At 71.0% G+C, this 22,307-nt stretch carries 20 protein-coding genes, 2 tRNA genes and 1 pseudogene; 10 read left to right on the top strand and 13 right to left on the bottom strand.

The window, feature by feature from the left end:
* Positions 1-39: 39 nt before the first annotated feature.
* Positions 40-2,694, bottom strand: coding sequence for a DUF4132 domain-containing protein (locus tag HNR22_RS25160; RefSeq protein ID WP_179782418.1), 2,655 nt, complete (start codon positions 2,692-2,694; stop codon positions 40-42).
* Positions 2,694-3,002 (bottom strand): MoaD/ThiS family protein, encoded by a 309-nt coding sequence (locus tag HNR22_RS25155; protein ID WP_179782417.1) that lies wholly within the window; start codon positions 3,000-3,002, stop codon positions 2,694-2,696. The genes HNR22_RS25160 and HNR22_RS25155 overlap by 1 nt, the downstream gene beginning before the upstream one ends.
* 184 nt (positions 3,003-3,186) lie before the next feature.
* Between HNR22_RS25155 and HNR22_RS25150 the strand changes: the two genes are divergently transcribed.
* Positions 3,187-4,728, top strand: a complete 1,542-nt coding sequence (locus HNR22_RS25150) for a sigma-70 family RNA polymerase sigma factor (RefSeq protein ID WP_179782416.1) — start codon at positions 3,187-3,189, stop codon at positions 4,726-4,728.
* 88 nt (positions 4,729-4,816) lie between these two features.
* Here the strand turns inward: HNR22_RS25150 and HNR22_RS25145 are convergent, their stop codons facing one another.
* Positions 4,817-5,548: an SDR family oxidoreductase gene (locus HNR22_RS25145; RefSeq protein WP_179782415.1), complete on the bottom strand. Its 732-nt coding sequence runs from the start codon at positions 5,546-5,548 to the stop codon at positions 4,817-4,819.
* Positions 5,549-5,650: 102 nt separating this feature from the next.
* Here HNR22_RS25145 and HNR22_RS25140 point away from each other — a divergent pair, with 102 nt between their 5' ends.
* Positions 5,651-6,499, top strand: coding sequence for a LysR family transcriptional regulator (locus HNR22_RS25140; RefSeq protein ID WP_179782414.1), 849 nt, complete (start codon positions 5,651-5,653; stop codon positions 6,497-6,499).
* A 76-nt stretch (positions 6,500-6,575) separates the two neighbouring features.
* On the opposite strand, the gene HNR22_RS25135 is transcribed toward HNR22_RS25140, so the two are convergent.
* Positions 6,576-6,651, bottom strand: a tRNA-Lys gene (locus HNR22_RS25135).
* A gap of 187 nt (positions 6,652-6,838) precedes the next feature.
* Between HNR22_RS25135 and HNR22_RS25130 the strand changes: the two genes are divergently transcribed.
* A complete protein-coding gene (locus HNR22_RS25130) occupies positions 6,839-8,113 on the top strand; it encodes a L,D-transpeptidase (RefSeq protein ID WP_179782413.1) in 1,275 nt (424 codons plus the stop codon).
* A 250-nt stretch (positions 8,114-8,363) separates the two neighbouring features.
* The gene (locus tag HNR22_RS25125) at positions 8,364-9,653 is read left to right on the top strand and encodes a L,D-transpeptidase (RefSeq protein ID WP_179782412.1); all 1,290 of its coding nucleotides are present in this window, start codon (positions 8,364-8,366) and stop codon (positions 9,651-9,653) included.
* 118 nt (positions 9,654-9,771) lie between these two features.
* Here the strand turns inward: HNR22_RS25125 and HNR22_RS25120 are convergent.
* Positions 9,772-9,844: transfer RNA gene (locus tag HNR22_RS25120), tRNA-His, on the bottom strand.
* Between the two features lie 112 nt (positions 9,845-9,956).
* Positions 9,957-10,547 carry an oligoribonuclease gene (gene orn / locus HNR22_RS25115; protein ID WP_179782411.1) on the bottom strand — a complete coding sequence of 197 codons (591 nt, stop codon included), beginning with the start codon at positions 10,545-10,547 and terminating at the stop codon, positions 9,957-9,959.
* A 72-nt stretch (positions 10,548-10,619) separates the two neighbouring features.
* Here orn and HNR22_RS25110 point away from each other — a divergent pair, with 72 nt between their 5' ends.
* Positions 10,620-11,909: a glycosyltransferase 87 family protein gene (locus HNR22_RS25110; RefSeq protein WP_179782410.1), complete on the top strand. Its 1,290-nt coding sequence runs from the start codon at positions 10,620-10,622 to the stop codon at positions 11,907-11,909.
* A 32-nt stretch (positions 11,910-11,941) separates the two neighbouring features.
* Here the strand turns inward: HNR22_RS25110 and HNR22_RS32075 are convergent.
* From HNR22_RS32075 to HNR22_RS25095, 3 genes and pseudogenes are all read right to left on the bottom strand, one after another.
* Positions 11,942-12,499 (bottom strand): annotated as a pseudogene (locus HNR22_RS32075) (hypothetical protein); the annotation flags it as partial.
* Between the two features lie 678 nt (positions 12,500-13,177).
* A complete protein-coding gene (locus HNR22_RS25100) occupies positions 13,178-13,918 on the bottom strand; it encodes a YcnI family copper-binding membrane protein (RefSeq protein ID WP_179782409.1) in 741 nt (246 codons plus the stop codon).
* A 17-nt stretch (positions 13,919-13,935) separates the two neighbouring features.
* A complete protein-coding gene (locus HNR22_RS25095) occupies positions 13,936-15,600 on the bottom strand; it encodes a copper resistance CopC/CopD family protein (RefSeq protein WP_179782408.1) in 1,665 nt (554 codons plus the stop codon).
* A gap of 202 nt (positions 15,601-15,802) precedes the next feature.
* Here HNR22_RS25095 and HNR22_RS25090 point away from each other — a divergent pair, with 202 nt between their 5' ends.
* From HNR22_RS25090 to HNR22_RS25075, 4 genes are read left to right on the top strand one after another with little or no spacing between them, the layout of a single operon-like run.
* Positions 15,803-16,402: a sigma-70 family RNA polymerase sigma factor gene (locus tag HNR22_RS25090; RefSeq protein ID WP_179782407.1), complete on the top strand. Its 600-nt coding sequence runs from the start codon at positions 15,803-15,805 to the stop codon at positions 16,400-16,402.
* Positions 16,403-16,434: 32 nt separating this feature from the next.
* The gene (locus tag HNR22_RS25085; protein WP_179782406.1) at positions 16,435-16,959 is read left to right on the top strand and encodes a MauE/DoxX family redox-associated membrane protein; all 525 of its coding nucleotides are present in this window, start codon (positions 16,435-16,437) and stop codon (positions 16,957-16,959) included.
* A complete protein-coding gene (locus HNR22_RS25080) occupies positions 16,952-17,668 on the top strand; it encodes a DsbA family protein (protein ID WP_179782405.1) in 717 nt (238 codons plus the stop codon). Before HNR22_RS25085 ends, HNR22_RS25080 begins: the two co-directional genes overlap by 8 nt.
* A complete protein-coding gene (locus HNR22_RS25075) occupies positions 17,665-18,777 on the top strand; it encodes a hypothetical protein (RefSeq protein WP_179782404.1) in 1,113 nt (370 codons plus the stop codon). The genes HNR22_RS25080 and HNR22_RS25075 overlap by 4 nt, the downstream gene beginning before the upstream one ends.
* On the opposite strand, the gene HNR22_RS25070 is transcribed toward HNR22_RS25075, so the two are convergent.
* The 4 genes from HNR22_RS25070 to HNR22_RS25055 are packed head-to-tail and all read right to left on the bottom strand — an operon-like array spanning position 18,761 to position 21,474.
* The gene (locus HNR22_RS25070; RefSeq protein WP_099850971.1) at positions 18,761-19,519 is read right to left on the bottom strand and encodes an energy-coupling factor ABC transporter ATP-binding protein; all 759 of its coding nucleotides are present in this window, start codon (positions 19,517-19,519) and stop codon (positions 18,761-18,763) included. The two genes, HNR22_RS25075 and HNR22_RS25070, sit on opposite strands and share 17 nt — an antisense overlap.
* Complete coding sequence (gene cbiQ, locus HNR22_RS25065) at positions 19,516-20,286, bottom strand: cobalt ECF transporter T component CbiQ (RefSeq protein ID WP_179782403.1); 771 nt, start codon at positions 20,284-20,286, stop codon at positions 19,516-19,518. Before cbiQ ends, HNR22_RS25070 begins: the two co-directional genes overlap by 4 nt.
* A 16-nt stretch (positions 20,287-20,302) precedes the next feature.
* On the bottom strand, positions 20,303-20,752 hold the full coding sequence (locus HNR22_RS25060) for a PDGLE domain-containing protein (protein ID WP_246381002.1): 450 nt from the start codon (positions 20,750-20,752) through the stop codon (positions 20,303-20,305).
* Complete coding sequence (locus tag HNR22_RS25055; RefSeq protein WP_099850968.1) at positions 20,749-21,474, bottom strand: energy-coupling factor ABC transporter permease; 726 nt, start codon at positions 21,472-21,474, stop codon at positions 20,749-20,751. Before HNR22_RS25055 ends, HNR22_RS25060 begins: the two co-directional genes overlap by 4 nt.
* A gap of 327 nt (positions 21,475-21,801) precedes the next feature.
* Between HNR22_RS25055 and bcp the strand changes: the two genes are divergently transcribed.
* Entirely contained in the window at positions 21,802-22,278 is a 477-nt protein-coding gene (gene bcp, locus HNR22_RS25050) for a thioredoxin-dependent thiol peroxidase (protein WP_179782402.1), read from the top strand.
* The last annotated feature ends 29 nt before the right edge of the window (positions 22,279-22,307 follow it).

Below are 22,307 nucleotides of genomic sequence, written 5' to 3'. Positions count from 1 at the left end.
CGGCGCCGTGGCTTCAGCACGGCGCCGTCACCCGCCGCCTCACAGCTGGTGCAGGATCACCGGGTCCTTGATCTTCTTGTCGGCCGCGAGCAGCAACGCCTTACTGATGATTTCGGCGAGACGGTTGTCGCCCTCGAAGGGCAGGAACATCTCCGGCTCCTTCGCCTTCGCCGAGTCGGGGATGATGCACAGGTACCGGTCGTCCGGGGCAATCAGGATGTTGCCCGAGCCGCAGTGGATGCGGTAGGTGTGCAGGTCACCCCGCACTTCGAGGAACCGATCGGTGAACGTGCACCGGCTGCCGATCGCCAGCCGGGGGATCAGCTCGGCCAGCACCTCCCGGCGAGTCCGAGCGGTCGGGCTGAGGTCGCCGAAGCTGTTCTGCGACCAGTAGTCGCGGTACCGGCCCTGGGGACCACCGTCGTACCAGTTCGGGTCGTTGCCCACCCCGGCCGCGGCCACGAACAGGTCGACGTCACGCATCACCTCGCTCAGCACGACCGCCGGAACCTCCTCCAGCGGCACCGGTGTGCGCTCGTCCCGCAGGAACACCAGTCGGTCGGTTCCCATCGTGTCGAACATCAGGTCGTCGCCCTGATCCTCGATCCCGGCGATGTGCAGCACGGCGCGCAGCTCCCAGTCCGGAAGGGCCAGCCAGGGGTCCTGGTAGCTGGCGCCGTCGTTGCGGTGTCGAACGTGCGACCAGCCGCGCCGGGACAGCAGCGCGATGAGACGATGCTGGCGCACGATGTGCGCGGCGAACCGGTTGGAGTACGTGCCGGTGGCCCGCTCCGCGTCGGTCAGCAGGTACTGCTCGCGGTGCGCCTGCTTGAACGGCTGGGTGATCGTGTGCCGGGCCAGGAAGTCCCGCCACGCCAGGACCGCGGCCGGATCGTCGACCGGGTGCCACAGCCGCACCGTGGCGTCGCCAGCCGGCTCGAACACCGTGTCGTCCACGGTCCGCAGGGCGTCGCCGCCCCAGCAGCAGGCGACGCCGTCCACGGTCCAGATCAACCGTCGGGCCAGGGTTCGGGCCAGCGGGTGGTCCAGGAACCGCTCCCGCCACTGCTCGACGGTCCACGCCCGGTCACGCCGCAGCAGCCCCTCCAGGCGGTCGCGGGTGCCGGTCAGCGTCGCGCCGATGTCCGCGACGGTCGCCTTCAGCTCCTTCAACTCCTCGCCGTGGTCCTTGCGCACCTGAGCCGGAGGAGCCTTGACCACCTTGCCGTCGGAGTTGCGCCACACCACGGCGGCGTCGAGGCCGCGCACCTCGACCTCGTACGAGCAGTCACCCAGCTTGTCGGCGAGCGGCAGCCCGAAACCGGGCAGCGCCATCTCCTCGACGTCCTCGCGGCCGATGCCGAGCGCCTCGGCGTGCTTGGTCAGGCCCTTCTCGACGATGCGGAGAGTGCTCTTGTAGGTCAGCCGCGACGCCAACCGCGCCAGTTGCGCGAGGGCGGCGGGGTGCTCGGTGTCCACGAGCACCGCGACCGCGACGTTCGCCAGCTTCGGGCTCGACGGACCGTGGCCGGGAACCTTGCGGGCGGCCCGTTCCGCGATGTGGCCGAGGCTGCGCAGGGTCTCCTCGGACGGCGGGCACATCGCTCGCATCCAGAGCAGGCCCCACAACACCCCGACGTTGTGGCGGTCGGCCAGCCGCGGCGGAAACTCCGCGAGGTGGCCACTGCAGCACGTGGTCATCCGCAGCGGCAGGCTGCGCGGCAGACCCACCAGCGGAAGCCAGTCGTCGAGCCGATCGGTGAACTCGTCGACGCCGACCGCGTCGAGCAGGGCCCGGGCACTCTTCTGCCAGGCGGCCGTCGGTCGTGCCTTGTCCGCGCCGAGCAGGCAATGAGCAAGCAACGCCTGCCAGCGGGATCGGCGCTCCTCCGACATCGCCTCGATGTCCGCGACGGCCCGGTCAGCCCACTTCTCGCCGACGTTGACGGTGGGCCACATCGCCGCGTCCTCGTCGCCCATGTTCGAGTACGAACGCTCGATGCGCGTCCGACGCCAGGTCGCCAGGGCCGCCGGGTGCGAACGTCCGGCGAGGTACTCGGTTTGGAGCGACTCCCGGGTGAATGTCACGAGCGACGTGCTCCACCGACCGAATCCCAGCCACGCCTCACCGCCCAGTCGGTCCAGCCACCCGGCCCCGGTCAAACCGCCGCCCGAGCGCAGAGAGCGGAGCAGCCCGTACAACGCGTCGCTGTCCTGTCCCGGCACCGCCCATGCGTCGAACAGAGCCTGCCGCACAGTCACCGGTTGTGCGGCGAGGAGCTGCCTCGCCCGCTCCCAGATCTCGCTCAGCGCGATCTCCCACGGGGTCTTCCGGACGTGGTACGACCGCGGCAGGCTGCCGATCAGTGTCATCGCCGCGGCGACCCGACGGTCGTCATCCGTGCCATCGCCATCGAGCGCCGCGACGGCGGCACGGACCTCCTCGGCCCGCTGCGTGGCGTCCGGCAGCAGTTCGACCTGCGGGGACGCCAGCTCGTACGGTCCGGCCGGGTCGTTGAGCGCGGCGAGCAGCGCCGGTCCGGTGCCCTCCGGCGCCCAGCCGCACACAGTGCCCACCCAGCCGACGAAGTCCCGTTTGCCATGGTCGTTGAGGGTGTTTCCGCTCCGCTCACACCATCCCCGGATGGTGTCGACCACGTCGCGCAGCACGATTTCCGAGTCGTAGGTGCCCATCAGCCACCCACCAGCGGAACGAGCTTCAGGAAGGTGACCCGGGACCCGGCGTGCAGGCGGACCTTCTCGTCCAGCGCGGTCACCTGACGGTCGTCGACCAGCACCACGAAACGGTTACGGGTGAACCCCTCGAGCGCCACCCGGGTCCGCTCCTCGGGATCTACCTGCGCACCGGACTCGGCGACCTCCAGGAATGTCCGTCGGCGGATCAACTCGTCGAGACGTACTGTCTCCTCGAAGATCTCCATGGTCCATTCGGGCCCGCTCGGCACGCCGGTAGCTTCATCGACGACTGTGATCAACGGCATGGCGGAGAGGCTAACTGATCACTCCGACAGCATTCCCCGTCGTTCCACCGTCCGGCGACCGCCGCCCTCAACGGCACCATCGTCCGCCTCAATCGCAACGGGTGAGCGGGCTGCAGTTTGTGTGACCTCGGCGGGTACCAACCAGTCTCCACGGTGTACGAGAATGTCCCGCGAAGGCGAGGTTATGAGCGTGACCTATCACGCGTACCCGAACAGGACCGACATGTCCGCGGTGGTGGACGCGGCACGCCGCGGGGACCAGGCGGCGATGGACGAGTTGGTCTCGCACTATCTGCCGCTGGTGTACAACATCGTGGGCCGGGCACTGAATCGTTCGTCGGATGTCGACGACGTGGTGCAGAACACGATGCTGAAGGTCGTGCGAGGGCTGGCGGGCGTACGCGATCCGCGGCTCTTCCGGTCGTGGCTGGTGGCCGTCACGATGAACGAGGTCCGTGCCCACCGGCAGGACCGGCACACCACCCCGACGCCGTCGGAGGACATCGACAACCTGGTCGTCCCGGGCTCCGACTTCGAGGACCTGACCCTGACCCAGCTTCGCCTGTCCGACCAGCGCCGGGAGGTCGTCCTGGCCACGCGCTGGCTGGACGACGACCACCGTCACCTGCTGTCGCTGTGGTGGTTGGTCGAGGCCGGTCACCTCTCCCGCGCCGACCTGGTCGACGCGCTGCAGCTCGACCCACACCACGTGACCGTGCGCGTGGCCCGGATGAAGGCGCAGTTGGACACGGCTCGGCTGGTGGTGCGGGCCCTCTTCGCCCGGCCCGGCTGCGCCGGCCTGATCGACACGGCCTCCGACTGGGACGGTCAACCGGCGCCCGTGTGGCGCAAGCGGTTGGCGCGGCACATCCGCGACTGCCCGCACTGCCCGAACGCCACCTCCGACCTGGTTCCGGCCGAGCGGCTGCTCGCCGGCCTGGCCCTCACACCCGTCCCGGTCAGTCTCGCCTCCGACGTCACCCGCAAGGCGTACGCCGCCACCGGCGCGTCGCAGGGCGCTGCGGGCGCAGGCACGCACGCGAAGACCGGGATCCTGCAGCAGGCCCGTTCCTCGGCGTTGTCCCTGCCCAAGACCCTGGTCGGCGCCTTCGCGGCTGTCGCCCTGGTCGGAGGGGGCGGACTCGTCGTCGCCCATTACACGGACGGGTCACCGCAGCGGCCGGCGAGCGCCACCGGCTCCCAGCCGTCCGCCGCGAGCACCGAAGCCGCCGCCGAGGCCGACGAACCCGCGCCGGCCTCGCCTTCCCCGTCGGCGCCCGACCCGTCCTCGGCCACGGCGAGCCCCACCCCCACCAGATCGGCGACGCCGAGCAAGTCACCGAAGCCGACGAGTTCACCCACGAAGACGGCAACCAAGTCCGCCAGCGCGTCCACCGGTGTGTCCGCCGCGGAACAACGTCTGCTGGTGCTGCTCAACGAGCGACGCCGCGCGCTCGGGCTGACCGAGGTCAAGATGCGGACGACGGAGCAACGCGCCGCGGAGGCCTGCGTGAAGCAGAACCTGGACGCGGGTGGCCTCGCGCACTGCGGCCACGAGGTCCTGTTCGCCTCGACGGGCAACTCCTCACCCGAGCAGATAATCAATGCCTGGTTCAACAGCCCCGGGCACAAGACCGCACTGACCTACGCCAGCTCCCGCTACGCCGGCCCCGCCATCGCCTACAACGGCAGCCGCCAGATCGCTGCCATCAACATCGACTACTGACGGAGCCGCGGGTACGGGTGATACAGCGGCGACGAAGCGACCGGCCCGACGCCGATCGGCGTCGGGCCGGCCTGGAAGCCACGTGCCGTTACCAGGGCACCACACCGGCGTCCTCGAAGAAGCCGCCGGTGGGGCCCCCGTCGGGCAGTGTGGCCAGGCGGATGGCGGTCGCTGCGCCCTCCTGGGGAGTACGCACCCCACGGAAGCCGTTGAGGTCGGTGGCGACGAAGCCCGGGCAGGCGCAGTTGATGAGGATCCTGGTGTCTGCCAGTTCCCGGGCGTACTGGAGGGTCACCGCGTTCAGGAACGACTTTGAGGGCGCGTAGGCCACAGCGACCGGACCTGTGGTGGTATCCCCGTCGGGGCCAGACTGCCGGGTCAGAGAACCGACGCCGCTGGACATGTTCACGATGCGCGGTGAGGCCGACCGGGTGAGCAACGGCAGCATCGCGTTCGTCACGCGGATGACCCCGATGACGTTGGTCTCCACCACCGTGCGGATGACGGCCGGATCGACGCTGCTCGGCTGCTGCTGTCCGCCACCGGTGATTGCGGCGTTGTTGACCAGGGCATCGAGGCGGCCGGCGCGTTCGGCGATCAGATCGGCTGCGGCGGCGACACTGCGGTCGTCGGTGACATCCAACGGGACACCGAAGGCGTCGACGCCAGCGTCCCGCAGCCGTGCCACCGCCGTGTCCCGCCGGGCCTGGTCGCGCGCGCCGACACCCACGCTCCAGCCCAGCGCACCCAGGCCTGCCGCAATCTCGTACCCGATGCCCTTGTTGGCCCCGGTGACCAGGGCAATCTTCTTGTCACTCATGTCTTCGACTGTGGGCCACGGCCCACGAGTCTCCAAGACCACCTGAGTCATGGGCGATACCCGGAAGGTATCGCCGCCTTCGTTCCCGGCTAGGCTGGACACGTGGAGACACGAGAGCTGCGGTATTTCGTCGCCGTGGCCGAGGAACTGCACTTCGGCCGCGCGGCGCAACGTCTGGGCATGGCCCAGCCGCCATTGTCGCGGGCGATCAGTCAGCTCGAACGCCGTCTGGGTGCCGCCCTGCTGAAGCGTGACAGCCGCTCGGTGACCCTGACCGAAGCCGGTGCGGTCCTGCTGCATGAGGGACGAGCAGCGCTGGACGCTGTGGAAGCTGCCGAACATCGCGCCCGACGCGCAGCTCTCGCCGTCACCGGTCACGCCAGCGTCGTCCTGGCGACCAAGGCTGGAGCGTCCAGCGAGTTGCTCGCGAAGCTGCTGCACGCCTACGGCACCGAACCCGGATCTGTCGACGTCGACGTGGTGCTGTGTGGCCCCGGCGAACAGGAACGACTGCTGCGGACCGGCCGTGCCGATGTCGCGATCCTTCACCACCCGTTCGACAACCTGACGGGGCTCGACACCGAGGAGCTGTTCACCGAGGGCCAGGTCGCCATCCTCCCGGCCGGCCATCCCCTCAGCACTCGCGAGAGTGTGCGGCTGAGCGAGGTGACCGAGCTGCCGGACCTGCCTCTACCGCGCTGGCCCGCGTATGACGGCACCTATCCCGACGGCCCCGGTCCTGAGGCCCAGAGCCACTCCCAACTGCTCCAGCTCACCGCCCTTGGCCGGACCTTGCTGGTCGTGCCCGACTCCGCCCGATCCCAGCTGAACGACGATCTCGTCGCCGTGCCGATCGTGGACGCGCCGGACGTCACCACGGTCATCGCCTGGCCCCCGCACAGCCGTTCCCGAGCTGTCGCGGATCTTGTACGAGCCGCACTGCGCCTCTAGCCGCCGGCATCGCGCCTCGGCGTACGCGAAAAAGGCCCTGACCGGCAGGGATCTGCCAGGTCAGGACCTTCATCGTTGGTGCGCCGCCAGGGACTCGAACCCCGAACCCGCGGATTAAGAGTCCGCTGCTCTGCCAGTTGAGCTAGCGGCGCTCGTCGGCAACGGAGAGAACATTAGCACCCCCGGAACCTGGGCTCCAATCCGGTTACCGGGCTCCCCCCTTCGGTCGAGCTTTGCCGGCAAAAATCCACAAACCGCCCAGCCCGCTCAAGGCGGGGGCATGGGTTGCGGCGTCGATGCGGCACGATGTCCGCCAGGTACGCGAGAACAGAGGTGGGGATGACACGGTTCACGCGAGCCGGGGCGGTGGTGGGCGCCCTGACTCTGGTGGCGTCGCTGGCACTGACCGGGTGCGGCGACGAGCAGAAGAAGCCGGAATTCGTTGGCGGGACGTCGTCGGCGGGCGCGGGTGCCGAATCTGGCTCGTCCGCGCCCTCGGCACCGACCACCCCGAGCGCGCCGAGCGGGCCGACGCTCACGCTGAGCCCGGCCGACGGCACGAAGGACCGGCCGGTGAGCACGGAGATCAGCGCGAAGCTCCCGAGCGGCGGAAAGGTGTCCGCGGTCACCCTGACGGCGGACGGTGGGGGCTCGGTGGAGGGCAAGCTGCGCACCGACGGTTCGGCCTGGGTGCCGTCCGCCCCGCTGAAGTTCGGCACCCGCTACACCGCCACGGTGACGGCGAACGGGTCCGACGGCACGAGCAGCCAGGGCACCAGCAGTTTCACCACGATGGCCAAGCCGAAGTCGACCATCGGGTCCGGCCTGTACCTCTTCGACGACAAGAGCTACGGGGTGGCCATGCCAGTGGTCACCGAGTTCCACCCGGGCATCCCGAAGAAGGACCGGGCGGCCGTGCAGAAGCGGATGTTCGTCCGCACCGACCCGCCGCAGCCGGGGGCCTGGCACTGGGTCGACAACGGCACGCAGGCCTACTACCGGGCCCCGGAGTACTGGAAGCCCGGCACGACCATCACCGTACGGATCGCCCTGGCCGGGATGCCGCTGAGCAACGGCAAGTACGGCGACATGGACCGTAAGGCGACGGCGAAGATCGGCCGGTCGTTCGAGATGAAGGTCGACAACGCCAACAAGAAGATGACGGTGTACGAGAACGGCGCGCTGGTGCGCACCATCCCGGTGAGCCTGGGCAAGAAGAGCACGCCGTCGTCCAGCGGCACGATGGTCGTGATGGAGAAGAAGGAAGCCACGACCTTCGACACCCGCGACGACCCGGACCCGGCCAACCGCTACGTCACCGACATCCAGTTCGCCCAGCGGCTCACCTGGGGTGGCGAGTACATCCACGCCGCACCCTGGTCGGAGCACGTGCAGGGGCGTCAGAACGTCTCGCACGGCTGCGTGAACGTGTCGATGGCGAACGCCCGGTGGTTGTTCGAGAAGACGCGGATCGGTGACCCGATCACGGTGAAGGGCACCGAGCGCAAGATCGCCGCCGGCAACGGCTGGACGGCGTGGAGCCTGAGTTGGTCGGCGTTCATCAAGGGCAGCGCACTACCCGTACCCAGTGGTGGAGCCGGCCCGGCGCTCTGAGCCGCCCGGCATCGATGCGCCGGCCCTGCCGATGGCCGGGCCGGCGCGTACCCTTGCATTCCCGCGCTGCGACGACGCCGCGGCGACCCCTCGGTCCCGGTACGGAGACGAGCCAGGCTCACGAAACGCCGGATAGTAGCAAAAATCCGGCATCATCGTCGGCGTGTTTCGGTTCACCCTCGGCAACCGGGGCCGGCTCTGGCGCGTCAGTAGGAGACGATGGGGCAGCGACCACGACTGTGAGGGAATCATGCGAGCTAGCCAGGATCAGCTGATCAGGCGCGGGGGCCGACGCCGCGTGTTCGCGGCAGGGCTCCTCGCCGTGGCGCTGGCCTTCACCTCCGCGTGCACCGATGGCGACGGCGACAAGCCGTCCTCCTGGCAGGGCGGCGACAAGGCTCCGGCACCGAAGGCGGCGGCGACCATCAGCGAACCGGCGGCCGACGCCAAGGACGTGCCAGCGTCCACCGGCATCACCTTCACCACCAAGGACGCCGTGAAGACCGCTGTCGAGCTGAAGGACGCGGCCGGCAAGGCCGTCGAGGGCACCCTCGCGGCAGATGGCAAGACGTGGCTGCCGGCCGGCGCGCTGGAGTACGGCACGGCCTACACGGCGACCGTCACCGCCACCGGCGACGACGACCGTCCGGCCACCGCGACCAGCACCTTCACCACCATGGCCAAGCCGAACAACCAGGTACGGGTGACCAGCTTCCTCGGCGACAACCAGGTGGTCGGGGTCGGCATGCCGCTGATCGTGAAGTTCAGCCGGAACATCCCGGAGGACTACCGCGACGACGTGCAGCGCCGGATGACGGTGACGTCGACCCCGGCGCAGGAGGGCATCTGGCACTGGGTCAGCCCCACCGAGGTCCGGTACCGGCCGAAGGAGTTCTGGAAGGCCGACAGCAAGATCTCCTACCGGGTGCAGGCCGGCGGCCTGCCGATGGGTGAGGGCTGGTACGGCCGCGCCGACCTCAGCGTGGACGTCAAGATCGGCGCTGCGGTGGTCATGACGGTGGACAACAAGACCAAGCGGATGACAGTGACCCGCAACGGCTCCGTGGTCAAGACCATCCCGGTCAGCCTGGGCAAGAAGAGCACCCCGTCGTCCAGCGGCACCATGGTCGTGATCGAGAAGCTGCGCAAGACGGTCTTCGACACGTTCGAGGAGCTGGGCCCGGAAGAGGGCTACCGCACCAAGATTGACTTTGCGCAGCGCCTCACCTGGGGTGGGGAGTTCATCCACGCGGCGCCCTGGTCCGAGGGCCAGCAGGGCAGCGTGAACGTCTCGCACGGTTGCGTGAACGTGTCGATGGCCAACGGTGACTGGCTGTTCAAGAACACCCAGATCGGTGACCCGATCACGGTCAAGGGCACCGAGCGCAAGCTGCAGAACGGCAACGGCTGGACCGACTGGAACATGAGCTGGGACGAGTACGTCAAGGGCAGCGCCCTGCCGTACGAGCCTCCCGCGGACCCGGACACCACGCCGACGCCGGACGGCGCGGTCACCCCGTCCCCCACGCCGACCGCCTGACCCCTACGACGGAAGCCCTCTCCCACGCGGAGGGGGCTTCCTCGTGGGTGCCCCTATCGGGCCCCTGGAACGACTCAGGCCCCCTCCGAGGAGGGGGCCTGAGCAGCACAACCAACTGGGTGACTGATGGGAATTGAACCCACGACAACCGGGACCACAACCCGGTGCTCTGCCAACTGAGCTACAGCCACCACGCCGCCGTCGCCCGGTTGATAGCCCCGGGCGGGGTGCGGACCAATAATAGCCACATCGCGGCGTGCCTCGTCCAGCGGGTTCCCCGGTCCCCGTACGAGCCGCCGCGGGTCAGAGTTCGGCGGCGATCGCCTTGGCGGTCTCGACGTCCGGGCCGGGCAGCGGCACGAAGACCGTACGCCGGTAGTACTCCAACTCCCGGATGCTCTCCCGGATGTCGGCCAGCGCCCGGTGCGCGAGGCCCTTCTGCGGCTGGCCGAAGTACACCCGGGGGTACCAGCGACGGCAGAGTTCCTTGATCGACGACACGTCGATCAGCCGGTAGTGCAGGTGCGCGTCGAGTCGTGGCATGTCCCGGGCGATGAAGCCCCGGTCGGTGGCGATCGAGTTGCCGCACAGAGGTGCCGTACGCGGATCCTTGACGAAGGTGCGGACGTAGTCCAGGACCAGGTCCTCCGCCTCGGCGAGGGTGACCGCCGAGCGGCGGACCTCCTCGGTGAGGCCGGACTTGGCGTGCATCGTCTGGACGATCTCCGGCATCGCCGCCAACGCCGCCTCATCAGCGTGGATCACCACGTCGACACCGTCACCCAGCACATTGAGGTCGGGATCGGTGACCAGTGCCGCAACCTCGATCAGTTTGTCCCTGCCAAGGTCCAACCCGGTCATTTCACAGTCGATCCAGACAAGGAGATCAGCCACCGGGACAGCCTACGCGCAGCCCACGACCCGCGGCTGCGCGCTCTCGGCCGACCGGACCGCTAGGGTTTCGGGGTGCCAGCAGAACCCGTCGCACCGCCCGCCGTCACGGACGACGATCCCGGCGGCCGTACGGTCCGTCGCCTGGTCGCGGTGGTGGCTCTTGTCGCCGTGCTGCCGGCGCTCTACCTGCGCGGCCTCGTGCACAACTTCTTCGACCTCAAGATCTACATGTCGGCCATGGACTGGTGGCGCGTCGGCCACCCGCTCTACGACTACGTCCAACCCGACCGCGTGCAGGGCGAGCTGTACTTCACGTACCCGCCGTTCAGCGCGCTGCTGCTGTGGCCGTTCGGTCTGCTGCGACTCGGCGCCACCGTGACGATCTTCACGGTGCTAACGGTGCTGGCCGTGGTGCTGACCACCCGGTGGGTGGTGATGCCGCTCATCGCCCGGCACCACCTGCCGCGAACGTTCACCCTGATCGTCGCCGTGCTGCTGGTGCTGGCGGTGGAGAGCACCCGCGAGACGATCACCTTCGGTCAGATCAACATGCTGCTGGTCGTACTCATCCTGGCCGACCTGCTGTACGCGGTGCCGCAGGCGCGACGCTGGGCCGGGGTGGGCGTGGGGCTGGCGACGGCACTCAAGCTCTTTCCCGGCATCTTCATCGTGTACCTGTTGGCCACCCGGCGGTGGCGGGCCGCGGCGGTGGCCAGCGCGACCGCGGCGGCGGCGACCCTGCTCGCGGCGGCGATCGCCCCGAGCGACTCGTGGCGGTTCTGGACGCACGAACTGTGGGCCACCGACCGGGTGGGACGCACCGACTACGTCGGCAACCAGTCGCTGTTCGGCCTGCTCAGCCGGTTCACCGCGCCGGCGAAGCCGGACCAGCTGCTCTGGCTGCTGTTGGTCGCCGTGGTCGCCGTCTACGGGCTGTGGCGGGCCGCCCGCGCTGCTCGGGCCGGTGACGCGTTGACGGGCCTGACGCTGACCGGGCTGGTCGGTTCGCTGGTCAGCCCGATCACCTGGACCCACCACATCTACTGGTTCGTTCCGGCGGTGGTGCTGCTCGCGGACGCGGCGTTGAGTGCCGACCGGCCGGACGAGGCACGCCGGCGTCGGTGGTTGGCCGGGCTCGCGCTGGGCATCACCGCTGTGATCATCTATGGCGTGGTGACGTTCCAGGCCTGGGGCGTGGAACCGGTCCGCACCGAGAACCCGGCGGACTTCGTCGTGCAGAACGCCTACGTGCTGATCAGCGTGCTGCTGCTGGTGGTCCTGCCGGTGCGCGCGCGACGCGCTGAGGAAGACTCAGGCCGCCGTGAGGAAAAATCGCGCCAAATGGACAGATCTCCCCAGTAGCCACCATCAGCGCTAATCTGACCTCATCTACCTCAAGCGTCGCTCAGGTAGCACCGATCCCCCGGTGAGGGTGGCCCTCCGCGTCGGCAGCGCGGAGGGCCGCTCGCCGTTTCGTCCACCGTCGGCCGGGTCGCCACCGGCGGGACCTCCACCGGCTGGTCCGTGGCCTCCGTACCGGCCGGCGGCCACGCGAGACTCAGCGTCACCTCCGGTGGGCGCGGCAACCGGGCCGCTTCGTCCAGGTCGGCGAGGGTGACCGGCCGGGACGGTGCGGTGCCGATCGCCGAGCGGAGCCGCTCCCCCGCAGCCGAGCCGACCGGGGTGAGCTGGCGGACGGCCGGCAACGGCGAGGTCGGGCCCGGGTCCCGGGAGCCCAGGCCACTCAGCGAGGTGACCCCGAGCCGGCCGGCGAGCACCGGCACCTGATCCGGCTCGACCACGAAGATCACTTCACGCGGGCGCAGCGGCCGCAGCAGGAGCAGCACCGCGCAGACCGCCAGCAGGACGCCCACGGCCAGCAGCCCCCAGGTGGCCGGCCCGGTCCACCCGGCGCGCAACTCGGCGCGCAGGTCCAGCGCCAGATCCGCCCCGCCGTCGGGGCGCATCACCACGAGGCTCATCGGCTCACCGGCCAGGTCCCCGGCACTCCACTCCAGCGAGCCGATCCCCTCGCGTACCCAGAAGGGCCGCCCCAGCGGTGTGACCGCCTCAGCTGCGGTCGGGGTGCCCACGGCCGGACCGGCCGCGTCCAGCCGGACCGGCAGCGGGCCCTGCGCCAGCGCCACCCGGCGGACCGACGCGTACGGCACCGGCTCCAGCCAGCGGCGTACCTCAGCGGTGGGCGCCAGCCCGACGAAGGCCGGGCCGTCCGCGGTACGGGCGTCCAGTCGCAGCCGGGTCTGCGCGGTACGCGCGAACGGCGCCTCCTGCCGCAGCAACCGGTCGAGGTCGGTGACCACGACCGCGTGACCGGGCGTGCGGACCGTTTCGAAGCGGGCGGCGTAGGCCCCGTCGGGGTCGGCGTGGCGGGTCACCAGCCACAGCGCGCCTCCGGCGAACAACGCCGGAATCCCCACGACCAACAGCAGCACTCCGGCGATCACCCGCACGAACCGCATCCGCACCGTCCCCCTCCGTAGCCAAGTACCCGGCCGACCTTACCGACGTAGACCGCCTGATCAGCGGATATCCACGGCACGGGCGGTTGCCGACTCCAGAAAGCGCGCTGGCCCGCCGGATGGTCCGGCGGGCCAGCGGTGTGACCGGGGTCAGGACTTGGCGACCGGCTCCCGACGGGTCCGCGTGAACGCCAACCCGCCCAGCACCAGGCCGGCCAGACCAGCGACGAGACCGGCCACACCGAGGCCAACCGCGAGGCCGTTGCCGTCCTCGTCGTCGTCATCATCGTCGGGCGCCGCGACGGCGGCGGCGGCCGGTGCGGCCGAACCGCCCGGCGCCGCGGCGGCGGTCAGGGTGAGCACCGGAGCAGGGTTCTCGGGCTCCTCGGCACCCGGCGTCGGCGGGTCGATCCAGCGCGAGATGTTGCCGTCCGAGTAGGTCTGGAGGACCTTGAAGACCATCGAGTCGACCTGCGGCAGCGGCCCCATCGAGACGGGGAACTCCTGGAACTGGCCCGGCTTCACGGCCGCGTCACCGGTGGCCGTCCAGGTGATCTTGGAGACCGCCTCGGTGAGCTGGCTGCCGTGCACCTCGATCGGCGGGTCCACCTTGCGCTTCTCCGTCGCGACCGTCCAGCCGGGGACCGGCATGGTCGACACCGAGCCGACCGGGGCGTTCTCCGGCAGCGTCACCTCCAGCTTCGTGGTGGAGGCGGTGTCACTCTCGTTCGGCACCCGGAACGCCACCCGGGCGTAGCCACCCTGGGTCGCCTCCTTCGGGTTCACCGTCACGTGGGCGGACGCCGGTCCGGCGAAGCCGAGCACAGCGGTGGCGGCGGCGGTGAACGCCAGTGCGGCAGCGGCGGTTGCGGTACGCCGGATTCGGGTCATGGGTTTCGCGGACCTCTCTAACGGATCGGCACGGTGGCGGTCACCGTGGCCTGGTCGATGTCGGTCGTTCGGGCGGTGATCTTCAGTTGCCAGTCGCCGGCCGCCGGCAGGCTGATGTCGCCGTAGGCGTGGTTGTCCGTCAACGGCAGCAACGGGACGTCGATCGGTTCGATCCCGGCCGAGGGCAGCGCGGCGGTCGCCTTCCACTCCACGACCGGCAGCGGCAGGTTGTCCTTGCCGTACGCGTACAGGTGCACCGAGTTGTTGCCCCGCTGGGCCGGGCTCACCTCGACCTGCATCTCGTAGAGCGGGCTGGACAGCCTGGTGCTGAACAGGCCGGCCTCGGTGCTGGACGGCCCGGCGACGGCGGTGCGGGCGGGCGTGGTCTGCACGAGCGTGGCGGACAGGCCCAGCACCACCACGGTGACGGCCAACTCCACCCAGACCGCCCGGCGTACCGGCGCCGGTCGCTGCGCGGCGACACGGCGGCGGACCAACTGCCGGGAGTACGCGGCCACGGCGATCACCAGCGCGAACAGCGCGATCTTGGCGAGCAGCAGCCGCCCGTAGGTGGTGTCGAACAGCGCCTGCGGGGTGGCCACCTCGATCAGCGCCTGGACGGTGCCGGCCAGCAGCAGCGCCGACACGGCGAGCGCCGCCCAGCGCGACCAGATCGGCAGGATCGCGCTCAACTCCCGCTCGTCGGCCTGGCGCAGAAGGAAGCCGGCGAGCATGAGCAGACCGCCCAGCCAGACGGCCATGCTGCCCAGGTGCACCGCGTCGACCACCACGGAGACCGCCGGCGCCGGGGAGGCGGCCGGGTGCCCGGCCAGGGGCCAGGTCAGCAGGGTGGCGCCGCCGAGCACGGCCAGGATGATCGCGTCGGCGCGGCCGGTCGGTCGGGCCAGCAGCGGCCGGAGCAGGAAGACGGACGCCGCCAGCAGACCGAGCCGGACCAGGTGGGCGGCGCCGAAGGCGCTGCCGAACACGCTGCCGAAACCCTCGCCGGTGACGTCGAAGAGGCCACCGCCGGCGGTGTAGGGCACCTGCAACCACAGGTCGGCGAGGGTGGCGACGGCCACCAGACCCAGGCCGGTCCACGCCAGGCGGGTCGGCCCCCGGCGGGAGAGCCGTCGGGGCCAGAGCGCGGCGAGCACCAGCGCCGGCCCGACCAGCAGGACCAGGCCGGCGTAGCCGAGGAAGCGGGCCACCTTCACCGCCGTACCCACCACCGGGTTGGCGCGGCTGTCCGAGCCGGAGTCGACGGGTGGCGTCGAGGGTGCGCCGACCGAGTAGGTGAACGCCCCGGAGACCGGGTGGCTGTCGGCGGAGATCACCCGGAAGCTGACCAGGTAGGTGCCTCGGCCCCCGGCCGGGTCCACCGGAATGGTCACGACACCGCCGGCGAAGGACGGTTCACCCCGGTCGGCCCGGGCCCCGTCGGGCGCGATGATCCGGATCTTGCCGGGAACCTTGCGGACCGACTCGCTGAACGTCAGCACCACCTCGGACGGCCCGCTCGGCACGATGGAGGAGGCGGCCGGGCTGCTGCTCTCCAGCACCGCGTGGGCGCTCGCGGAGGTGGCCGGCGCGATCAACAGGGCGACGACGGTGACCAGCAGGCCGGCGGCTGCGGCCAGCCGGGCGAACCAGCGGCGGGGGGCGACAGTCATGCCAGCCATGGTCGCCGACTGGTGTGGATCTCGGCGACCCGAGTCGGGCGAAAGGCTCAACTCTGCTCAGCCGCCAGTGCCGCGCGGGAGGGATCGCGTGTCATGAGCAGGTAGTCGGCTCGCGTTGGGAAAAAGTTCCCGACGTGGTGCAGAACATCCAAGGGCCGAAGGACCCTGACGCTGCGACGGGCGCCGCGTAACCTGGTTTGTCGTGATCCCCGTCCCGCGTGACACCGGTGCCGCCGGTCCGGCAGAGCCGGCAGAGCCGGCCGGTGACGTCGCCCGGGACCCGGCCACCGAGTGGGCGCTGATCGCCCGCGACGGTGACCCGAGCGCCCAGGCGGCGTTCGTCCGGCTGACCCAGGTCGAGGTCTGGCGGTTCGCCGCCGCTCTGGTCGACCCGGACAGCGCCGACGACCTGACCCAGGAGACATACCTGCGCGCGTTTCGGGCGCTGCCCGCGTTCGAGGGTCGCTCCAGCGCCCGCACCTGGTTGCTCGGCATCGCCCGGCGGGCCTGCGCCGACCACCTGCGCACGGTGATCCGCCGTCGGAGGCTGGACGAGCGCCTGGCGGCGAACGCGTACACCGACCGCCCCTACCCGGACCCGGCCGGTCAACTCGGGGCCGCCGACCTGGTCCGCCGGCTCAGCGCCGAGCGGCGTGCCGCCTTCGTGCTCACCCAGTTGCTCGGTCTGTCGTACGCCGAGGCCGCCGCAGTCGAAGGGGTGCCGGTGGGCACCATCCGTTCCCGGGTCGCCCGGGCCCGCGACGACCTGGTCGAGGCGGCCGGCGACGCGCTGACCGGCTGAGCGCGGAACTTCCGGCGGAGACGGGACGACAAATGAGCGTGACTGCACCTCCCTCCGGGGCTGGCCGTTGGCCTGCCGTCCGGCCCTGGCTCGGCACGGCGGCCCGGCTCGGCCTCGCCGCCGTCTGGCTCGTGGCCGGCGCGTCGAAGGTCGGCGACCTGGCCGCCTCCGGGCGTGCCGTCAACGCGTACCAGGTGATGCCGTACGACGTGGCGAGCGTGATCGGCGCGGCCCTGCCCTTCGTCGAGCTGGCGCTGGGCGTGCTGTTGCTGCTCGGGCTGGCCACCCGGCTCGTCGCCGGGGTGTCCGCCGCGCTGCTGGTGGTCTTCATCGCGGGGATCGCCTCGGCCTGGGCGCGGGGGTTGGCCATCGACTGCGGCTGCTTCGGCAGCGGCGGGCAGTTGGCCGAGGGACAGGCCCCCAGTTACCTCCCGGAGATCCTTCGGGACCTGGGATTCTTGGTATTGGCCGGATTTTTGCTGATCTGGCCACGTACGCCCGTCTCGGTGGACGGATGGTTGTCCGGCGAGCCCGTTGTGGAGGACGAGGATGAGTAGTCGCAAGGGGCAGCGGGACGCCGCCCGGGTGGTCCGCGAGCAACTCGCCCGCGAGCGGCGGCGCAGGCGCACGATCTGGGTCTCGGCCGCAGCCGTCGTCGTCCTGGTCATCGCCGGTGTCATCGGCTGGGCCGCCTGGTCCAGCCAGCGCTCCGACGAGTTCACCACCCCGCCCGGCGCCAACGCGGCCGGCACCGGCATCGTCACCGGCGGCGGGCCGGTCACCGTCGACGTCTACGAGGACTTCCTCTGCCCGGCCTGCAAGCAGTTCGAGCAGACCAGCGGGGCGACGCTCGAACAGTTGGTGGCCGAGAACAAGGCAAAGGTGGTCTACCACCCGGTCGCGTACCTCAACCGCTTCTCCACGACTGAATACTCGACCCGGTCGTCGGCCGCCTCCGGCTGCGCCGCAGCGGGCGGCAAGTACCACGAGTACGCCAAGGCGCTCTTCGCCCAGCAGCCGCCGGAGGGCAGCGCCGGGCTCACCGACGACCAGCTGATCGACATCGGTGTCGGCGTGGGCCTCGACCGGGGTTCCTTCGGCAGCTGCGTGAAGGACAAGACCTACCGGACGTGGACCGAACACGTCACCGAGGACGCCAGCCGGAGCAACGTCACCGGCACGCCGACCGTCAAGGTCAATGGTCAGCCAGTCGACAACCCCACCCCGGACGCTCTCACCGCAGCCGTGGCGGCGGCCGGCAAGTGATCCGTACCCTGCTGGCCCGGGCCGGCCTGGTCGCCACCGCAGCCTGCGCGGCCACCCTGCTCACCGCGGCGCCCGCCGCCGCGCACGGCGCGGACGCACCCGACGGCACCGACTACCGCGCCCGGACCACCGGGGTCACACCGGCACGGCCAGGGCTGGAGGTACGCGTCGTCGAGGCGGGCGCCCGACTGGAGCTGACCAACCGCACCGGCCGCGCCGTCGAGGTGATCGGCTACTCCGGCGAGCCGTACCTGCGGGTCGGCCCGGACGGGATCTTCGAGAACAGCCGCTCTCCCGCCACGTACCTGAACCGCACCATCACCGGGGACACCGCGCTCCCGGCCGAGGCCGACCCGGCCGCCCCGCCGTCCTGGCGGCGGATCGACGACGGGCCGACGGTGCGCTGGCACGACCAGCGCGCACTGTGGCAGGAGTCGGCGCCACCGGCGGCGGTACGCGCCGCACCGGACCGGGAGCACCGGGTGCGGGACTGGACGGTCCCGCTGCGCGACGGCGCCGACCCGGTGGTCATCGGCGGCACCCTCGACTGGGTGCCGCCGCCGGACGCGTACACCTGGTGGACCGTGACCATCGTGGGCCTGCTCGCGGTGGGCGCGCTCGGCCTGGTCGCCGCCGCCGCCCCGGCCGGCGCCCGCGCGCTGTCCGCCGTGGGCGCGTTGCTGGTCGTCGGCGGCGCACTGACCGTCGTGTACCCGGTGGGGCGTGAACTGGACGCGGGCGCGCAGGGTGTGGGCGGGGTGCTGGTCGGGCTGCTGTCCGGGCAGATCTGGTCGCTGCTCACCGGCCTCGGCGCGGTCGCCGCCGGTTGGTACGCGCTGGCCCGCCGCCCGGCCGCCGACTTCGCGGTGGCGCTGGCCGGGGCCTGCCTGGCGCTCTTCGGCGGCGCGGCGAACGCCGCCGTGTTCGCCCGGTCCATCGCTCCGGTGCCCTGGTCGCCCGAGGTCGCCCGCGTCATGGTGGCGGTGGTGCTGATCACCGGTGCCGGCGCGACCGCCGCGGGAGTTCTCCGCCTGCACGCCGCGTCCCGGGCCGCCGCCCGATCACCGCGCGTCGAGGACGCCGAGCGCGGAGCTACGGCCGCGGGGTGAAGCCGTAGGGAAGTTCGAGACGGTGGCGGGCCAGCAGGGCCTCGTCACGCAGCAGATCTCCGGTGGGGGCGTCGGCGACGATCCGGCCACCGTCCAGGATCACCGAGCGTTCGCACAGCTCCGCCGCGTACGGCAGGTCGTGCGTGACCATCAGCAGGGTCACCGGCAGGTCGCGCAGGATCTCAGCCAGCTCACGGCGGGCCGCCGGGTCCAGATTCGACGACGGCTCGTCGAGCACCAGGATCTCCGGGTGCATGGCGAGCACGGTGGCCACCGCCACCCGGCGGCGCTGCCCGAACGACAGATGCTGCGGGGCCCGCTCCCGGTGCTCACTCATCCCCACCGCCGCGAGCGCCTCGTCCACCCGGGCGGCCAACTCCGCCCCGCGCAGGCCCAGGTTCGCCGGCCCGAACGCCACGTCCTCCGCCACCGTGGGCAGGAACAACTGGTCGTCCGGGTCCTGAAAGACGATGCCCACCCGGCGACGCACCTCGCCCAGGGTGGCCCGATCCGGCGTCACGGTCAGCCCGCCGACGCTCACGCTGCCCTCGGTCGGGGTGAGGATGCCGTTGAGGTGCAGCACCAGCGTCGTCTTGCCGGCCCCGTTGGGCCCGAGCAGCGCCACCCGATCGCCGCGCGGCACGCTCAGGTCCACCCCGTGCAGGGCGACATGCCCATCAGGGTACGCGTAGCGAACGCCACGAACGTCCAGCGAGACAGCGGTCTGCACGACACCGATCATGACAGCACGACGGCGGTGGCGGCGATGGAGGCCGCCAACACCGGCACGGTGGCCGCGACCAGCCACTGGCCGGTGGTCGCCGCGCCCTCGCTCTGCCACACGGCGGGCATCCGCCCGGTGTAACCCCGCGACAACATCGCCAGGTAGACCCGCTCGCCCCGCTCGAAGGCGCGCAGGAACAGCGCCCCGATCCCGGCGGCGAAGCCCCGCAACTGCCACAGGAAACGCGGGTCGTCACCCCGGGAGATCCGGGCCACCCGCATCCGCCGCGCCTCGCCGATCAGCACGTCGAGGTAGCGCAGCATGAACGTGGCGATCTGGGTGAACACCTGCGGGCAGTGCAGCCGGTCCAGCCCCACGATCAGGTCCCGGGTCGTGGTGGTCGCGGCGAGCAGCAGCGAGGCGAGCACGCCCAGGGTGCCCTTGGCCAGGATGTTCCACGCGCCGTGCAGGCCGTCCTCGGACAGCCGCAGGCCCAGCACCTCGACCCGGTCGCCGCTGCCGAGGAACGGCAGCGCCACCGCGAACAGCACGAACGGCAGCTCGATCAGCGCCCGGCTCAGCAACCACCGCGGCCCCACCCGGGCCAGCGCCGCCACCACCGCCACCAGCAGGGCGTACGCGCCGAAGGCCCAGAACGCCGTACGCGGGGTGGCCACAACGGCGATGGTGAAGACCACCATCGCCACGATCTTCACCTCGGGCGGGAGCCGGTGCACCGGCGAGTCCGACTCGCGGTACAGCACGTGCCCGTGACCGGCACCCATCTGCGCGTACCCCTGCTCAGCTGGCCGCGTCGGCGCGGCGCCGGACGTCGTCGGACGTCGCGGGGTCACCCTCGGCGGGCGTCGTCGTGTCTCCGTTGCCGCCGGTCGGGGTGGTGCCGTCGGTCGGCGTCGTGCCCCGGCGGCGCAGCAGCCAGAAGCCGCCAGCGCCGATCGCGAAGGTCACCAGCACCCCGAGCACCCCGGAGAGGCCGGTGGAGACGAAGCTGTTCCGCACGCCACGCACGCCGTAGTCGGCCAGCGGGCTGTCGGCCAGCTCGTGGTCACGGGCCTGCTGGGCGGGGCAACTGCCGCCGACGATGTTGTCGTCGGCGTCGACGGTGCAACCCTTGAGCAGGGACGAGTCCAGTCCGTCCGGGTGGGACGAGGCGTAGTTGCTCACCACACCGGCGAGCAGCAGGGCGACCAGCAGGCCACCGGCCAGGAAGGCCCAGGAACGGTTCTTCATCGGGCACCTCCGGTGACCGGGACAGCGGGGGCGGCAGGGGCGGCGGGCGTGCGCAGAGAGCGCAGCGCGTACACCAGGTCGGGGCGCACCTTCGCGACGGTGAGCACTGTGGTCGCGGTGATCAGGCCCTCGCCGATGCCGATCAGCAGGTGGACGCCCGCCATCGTGCCGGCCAGGCCGGTCAGGTTGTTACCCAGGTCGGTGGTGCCGCCGAGCCAGTACTGCAGGACGAAGCCCTGCGACGCGACCACCACGCTGAGCGTGGCGGCGACGAACGCGGTCACGGCCAGACCGGCCCGCGTACGGGGCAGCACCCGCAGCAGCACCGCGATCAGCACGTACGCCGCAGCGGTGCCGAGCAGCGCCATGTTCGTGATGTTGAGGCCGAGCATCGCCACGCCGCCGTCACCGAAGATCAGTGCCTGCACCACCAGCACCACGGCCACGCAGAGCGCGCCGACCCACGGACCGACCAGCATGGCGGCGAGCGCGCCACCGAGCAGGTGGCCGCTCACGCCGGCTGTGAAGATCGGGAAGTTGAGCATCTGGACGGCGAAGATGAACGCCGCCACCAGGCCCGCCATCGGGGCCAGCCGGTCGTCCAGGTCGCGCCGACCGCGCAGGACGCAGACGGTGAGCGCGGCAAGGGCCAGCGCAGCGAAGATGGCTGCGACCGGACCGTCGATGATCCCGTTCGAGATGTGCATCGCCAGTGTTTCCACGCGACCTCCCACGCGTCAGCGGACCCGACCGGGCCGGCGTGGGTCAGCCTATTTCCCAAACCTCGTTGTTGCCAGAGTCTTGCAACAACGGATGAGCTTGATCACCTTCCAGGTCAGGTGCGGCGTCGACACGTCCCGGTGATCAGCTCGGCTTCCGTGAACGTCGGGGTGCCCGCCGGGTGATCGACTCGCCTTTCTTGATGTCGGGGTGTCCGCGGGTCGGGGATGCCCCGGTTTCCAGAACCACGAGTCGATCTTCACCCGCCGGCGCGGACCCGCGCGGCTCGCCGACGACGGCGCCGGCCAACCCAGCGGTATCGTCGGGCCATGACCGCGCCCGACCGCCTCTCCGCTGGTGACCCCGCCCCCGAGTTCACCCTCGCCACCGACACCGGCGACCAGCTCTCCCTCGCCGACCTGCGAGGCCGCAAGGTCGTCCTGTACGCCTACCCGTCGGCGATGACCCCCGGCTGCACCAAGCAGGCCTGCGACTTCCGCGACTCGCTCGCCTCGCTCCAGGCCGCCGGCTACGAGGTCGTCGGCATCTCCCCGGACAAGCCGGAAAAGCTGGCGAAGTTCCGCGAGCGCGACGCGATCACCTTCCCGCTGGTGTCCGACCCCGACAAGGCGGTGCTGGCCGCCTACGGCGCGTTCGGCGAGAAGCAGCTCTACGGCAAGACCGTCACCGGCGTGATCCGCTCGACGTTCGTGATCGACGCCGACGGCAAGATCGAACGGGCGCTCTACAACGTCAAGGCCACCGGTCACGTCGCCAAGCTCCGCCGTGACCTCGGCCTGGACTGATCTGTCGTACCGGGCCGCTACTTTGCGTC

The organism is Micromonospora jinlongensis, assembly GCF_013410645.1.
GTDB classification, from domain to species: domain Bacteria; phylum Actinomycetota; class Actinomycetes; order Mycobacteriales; family Micromonosporaceae; genus Micromonospora; species Micromonospora zamorensis.
This window is presented reverse-complemented; position numbering and strand designations above follow the sequence as displayed.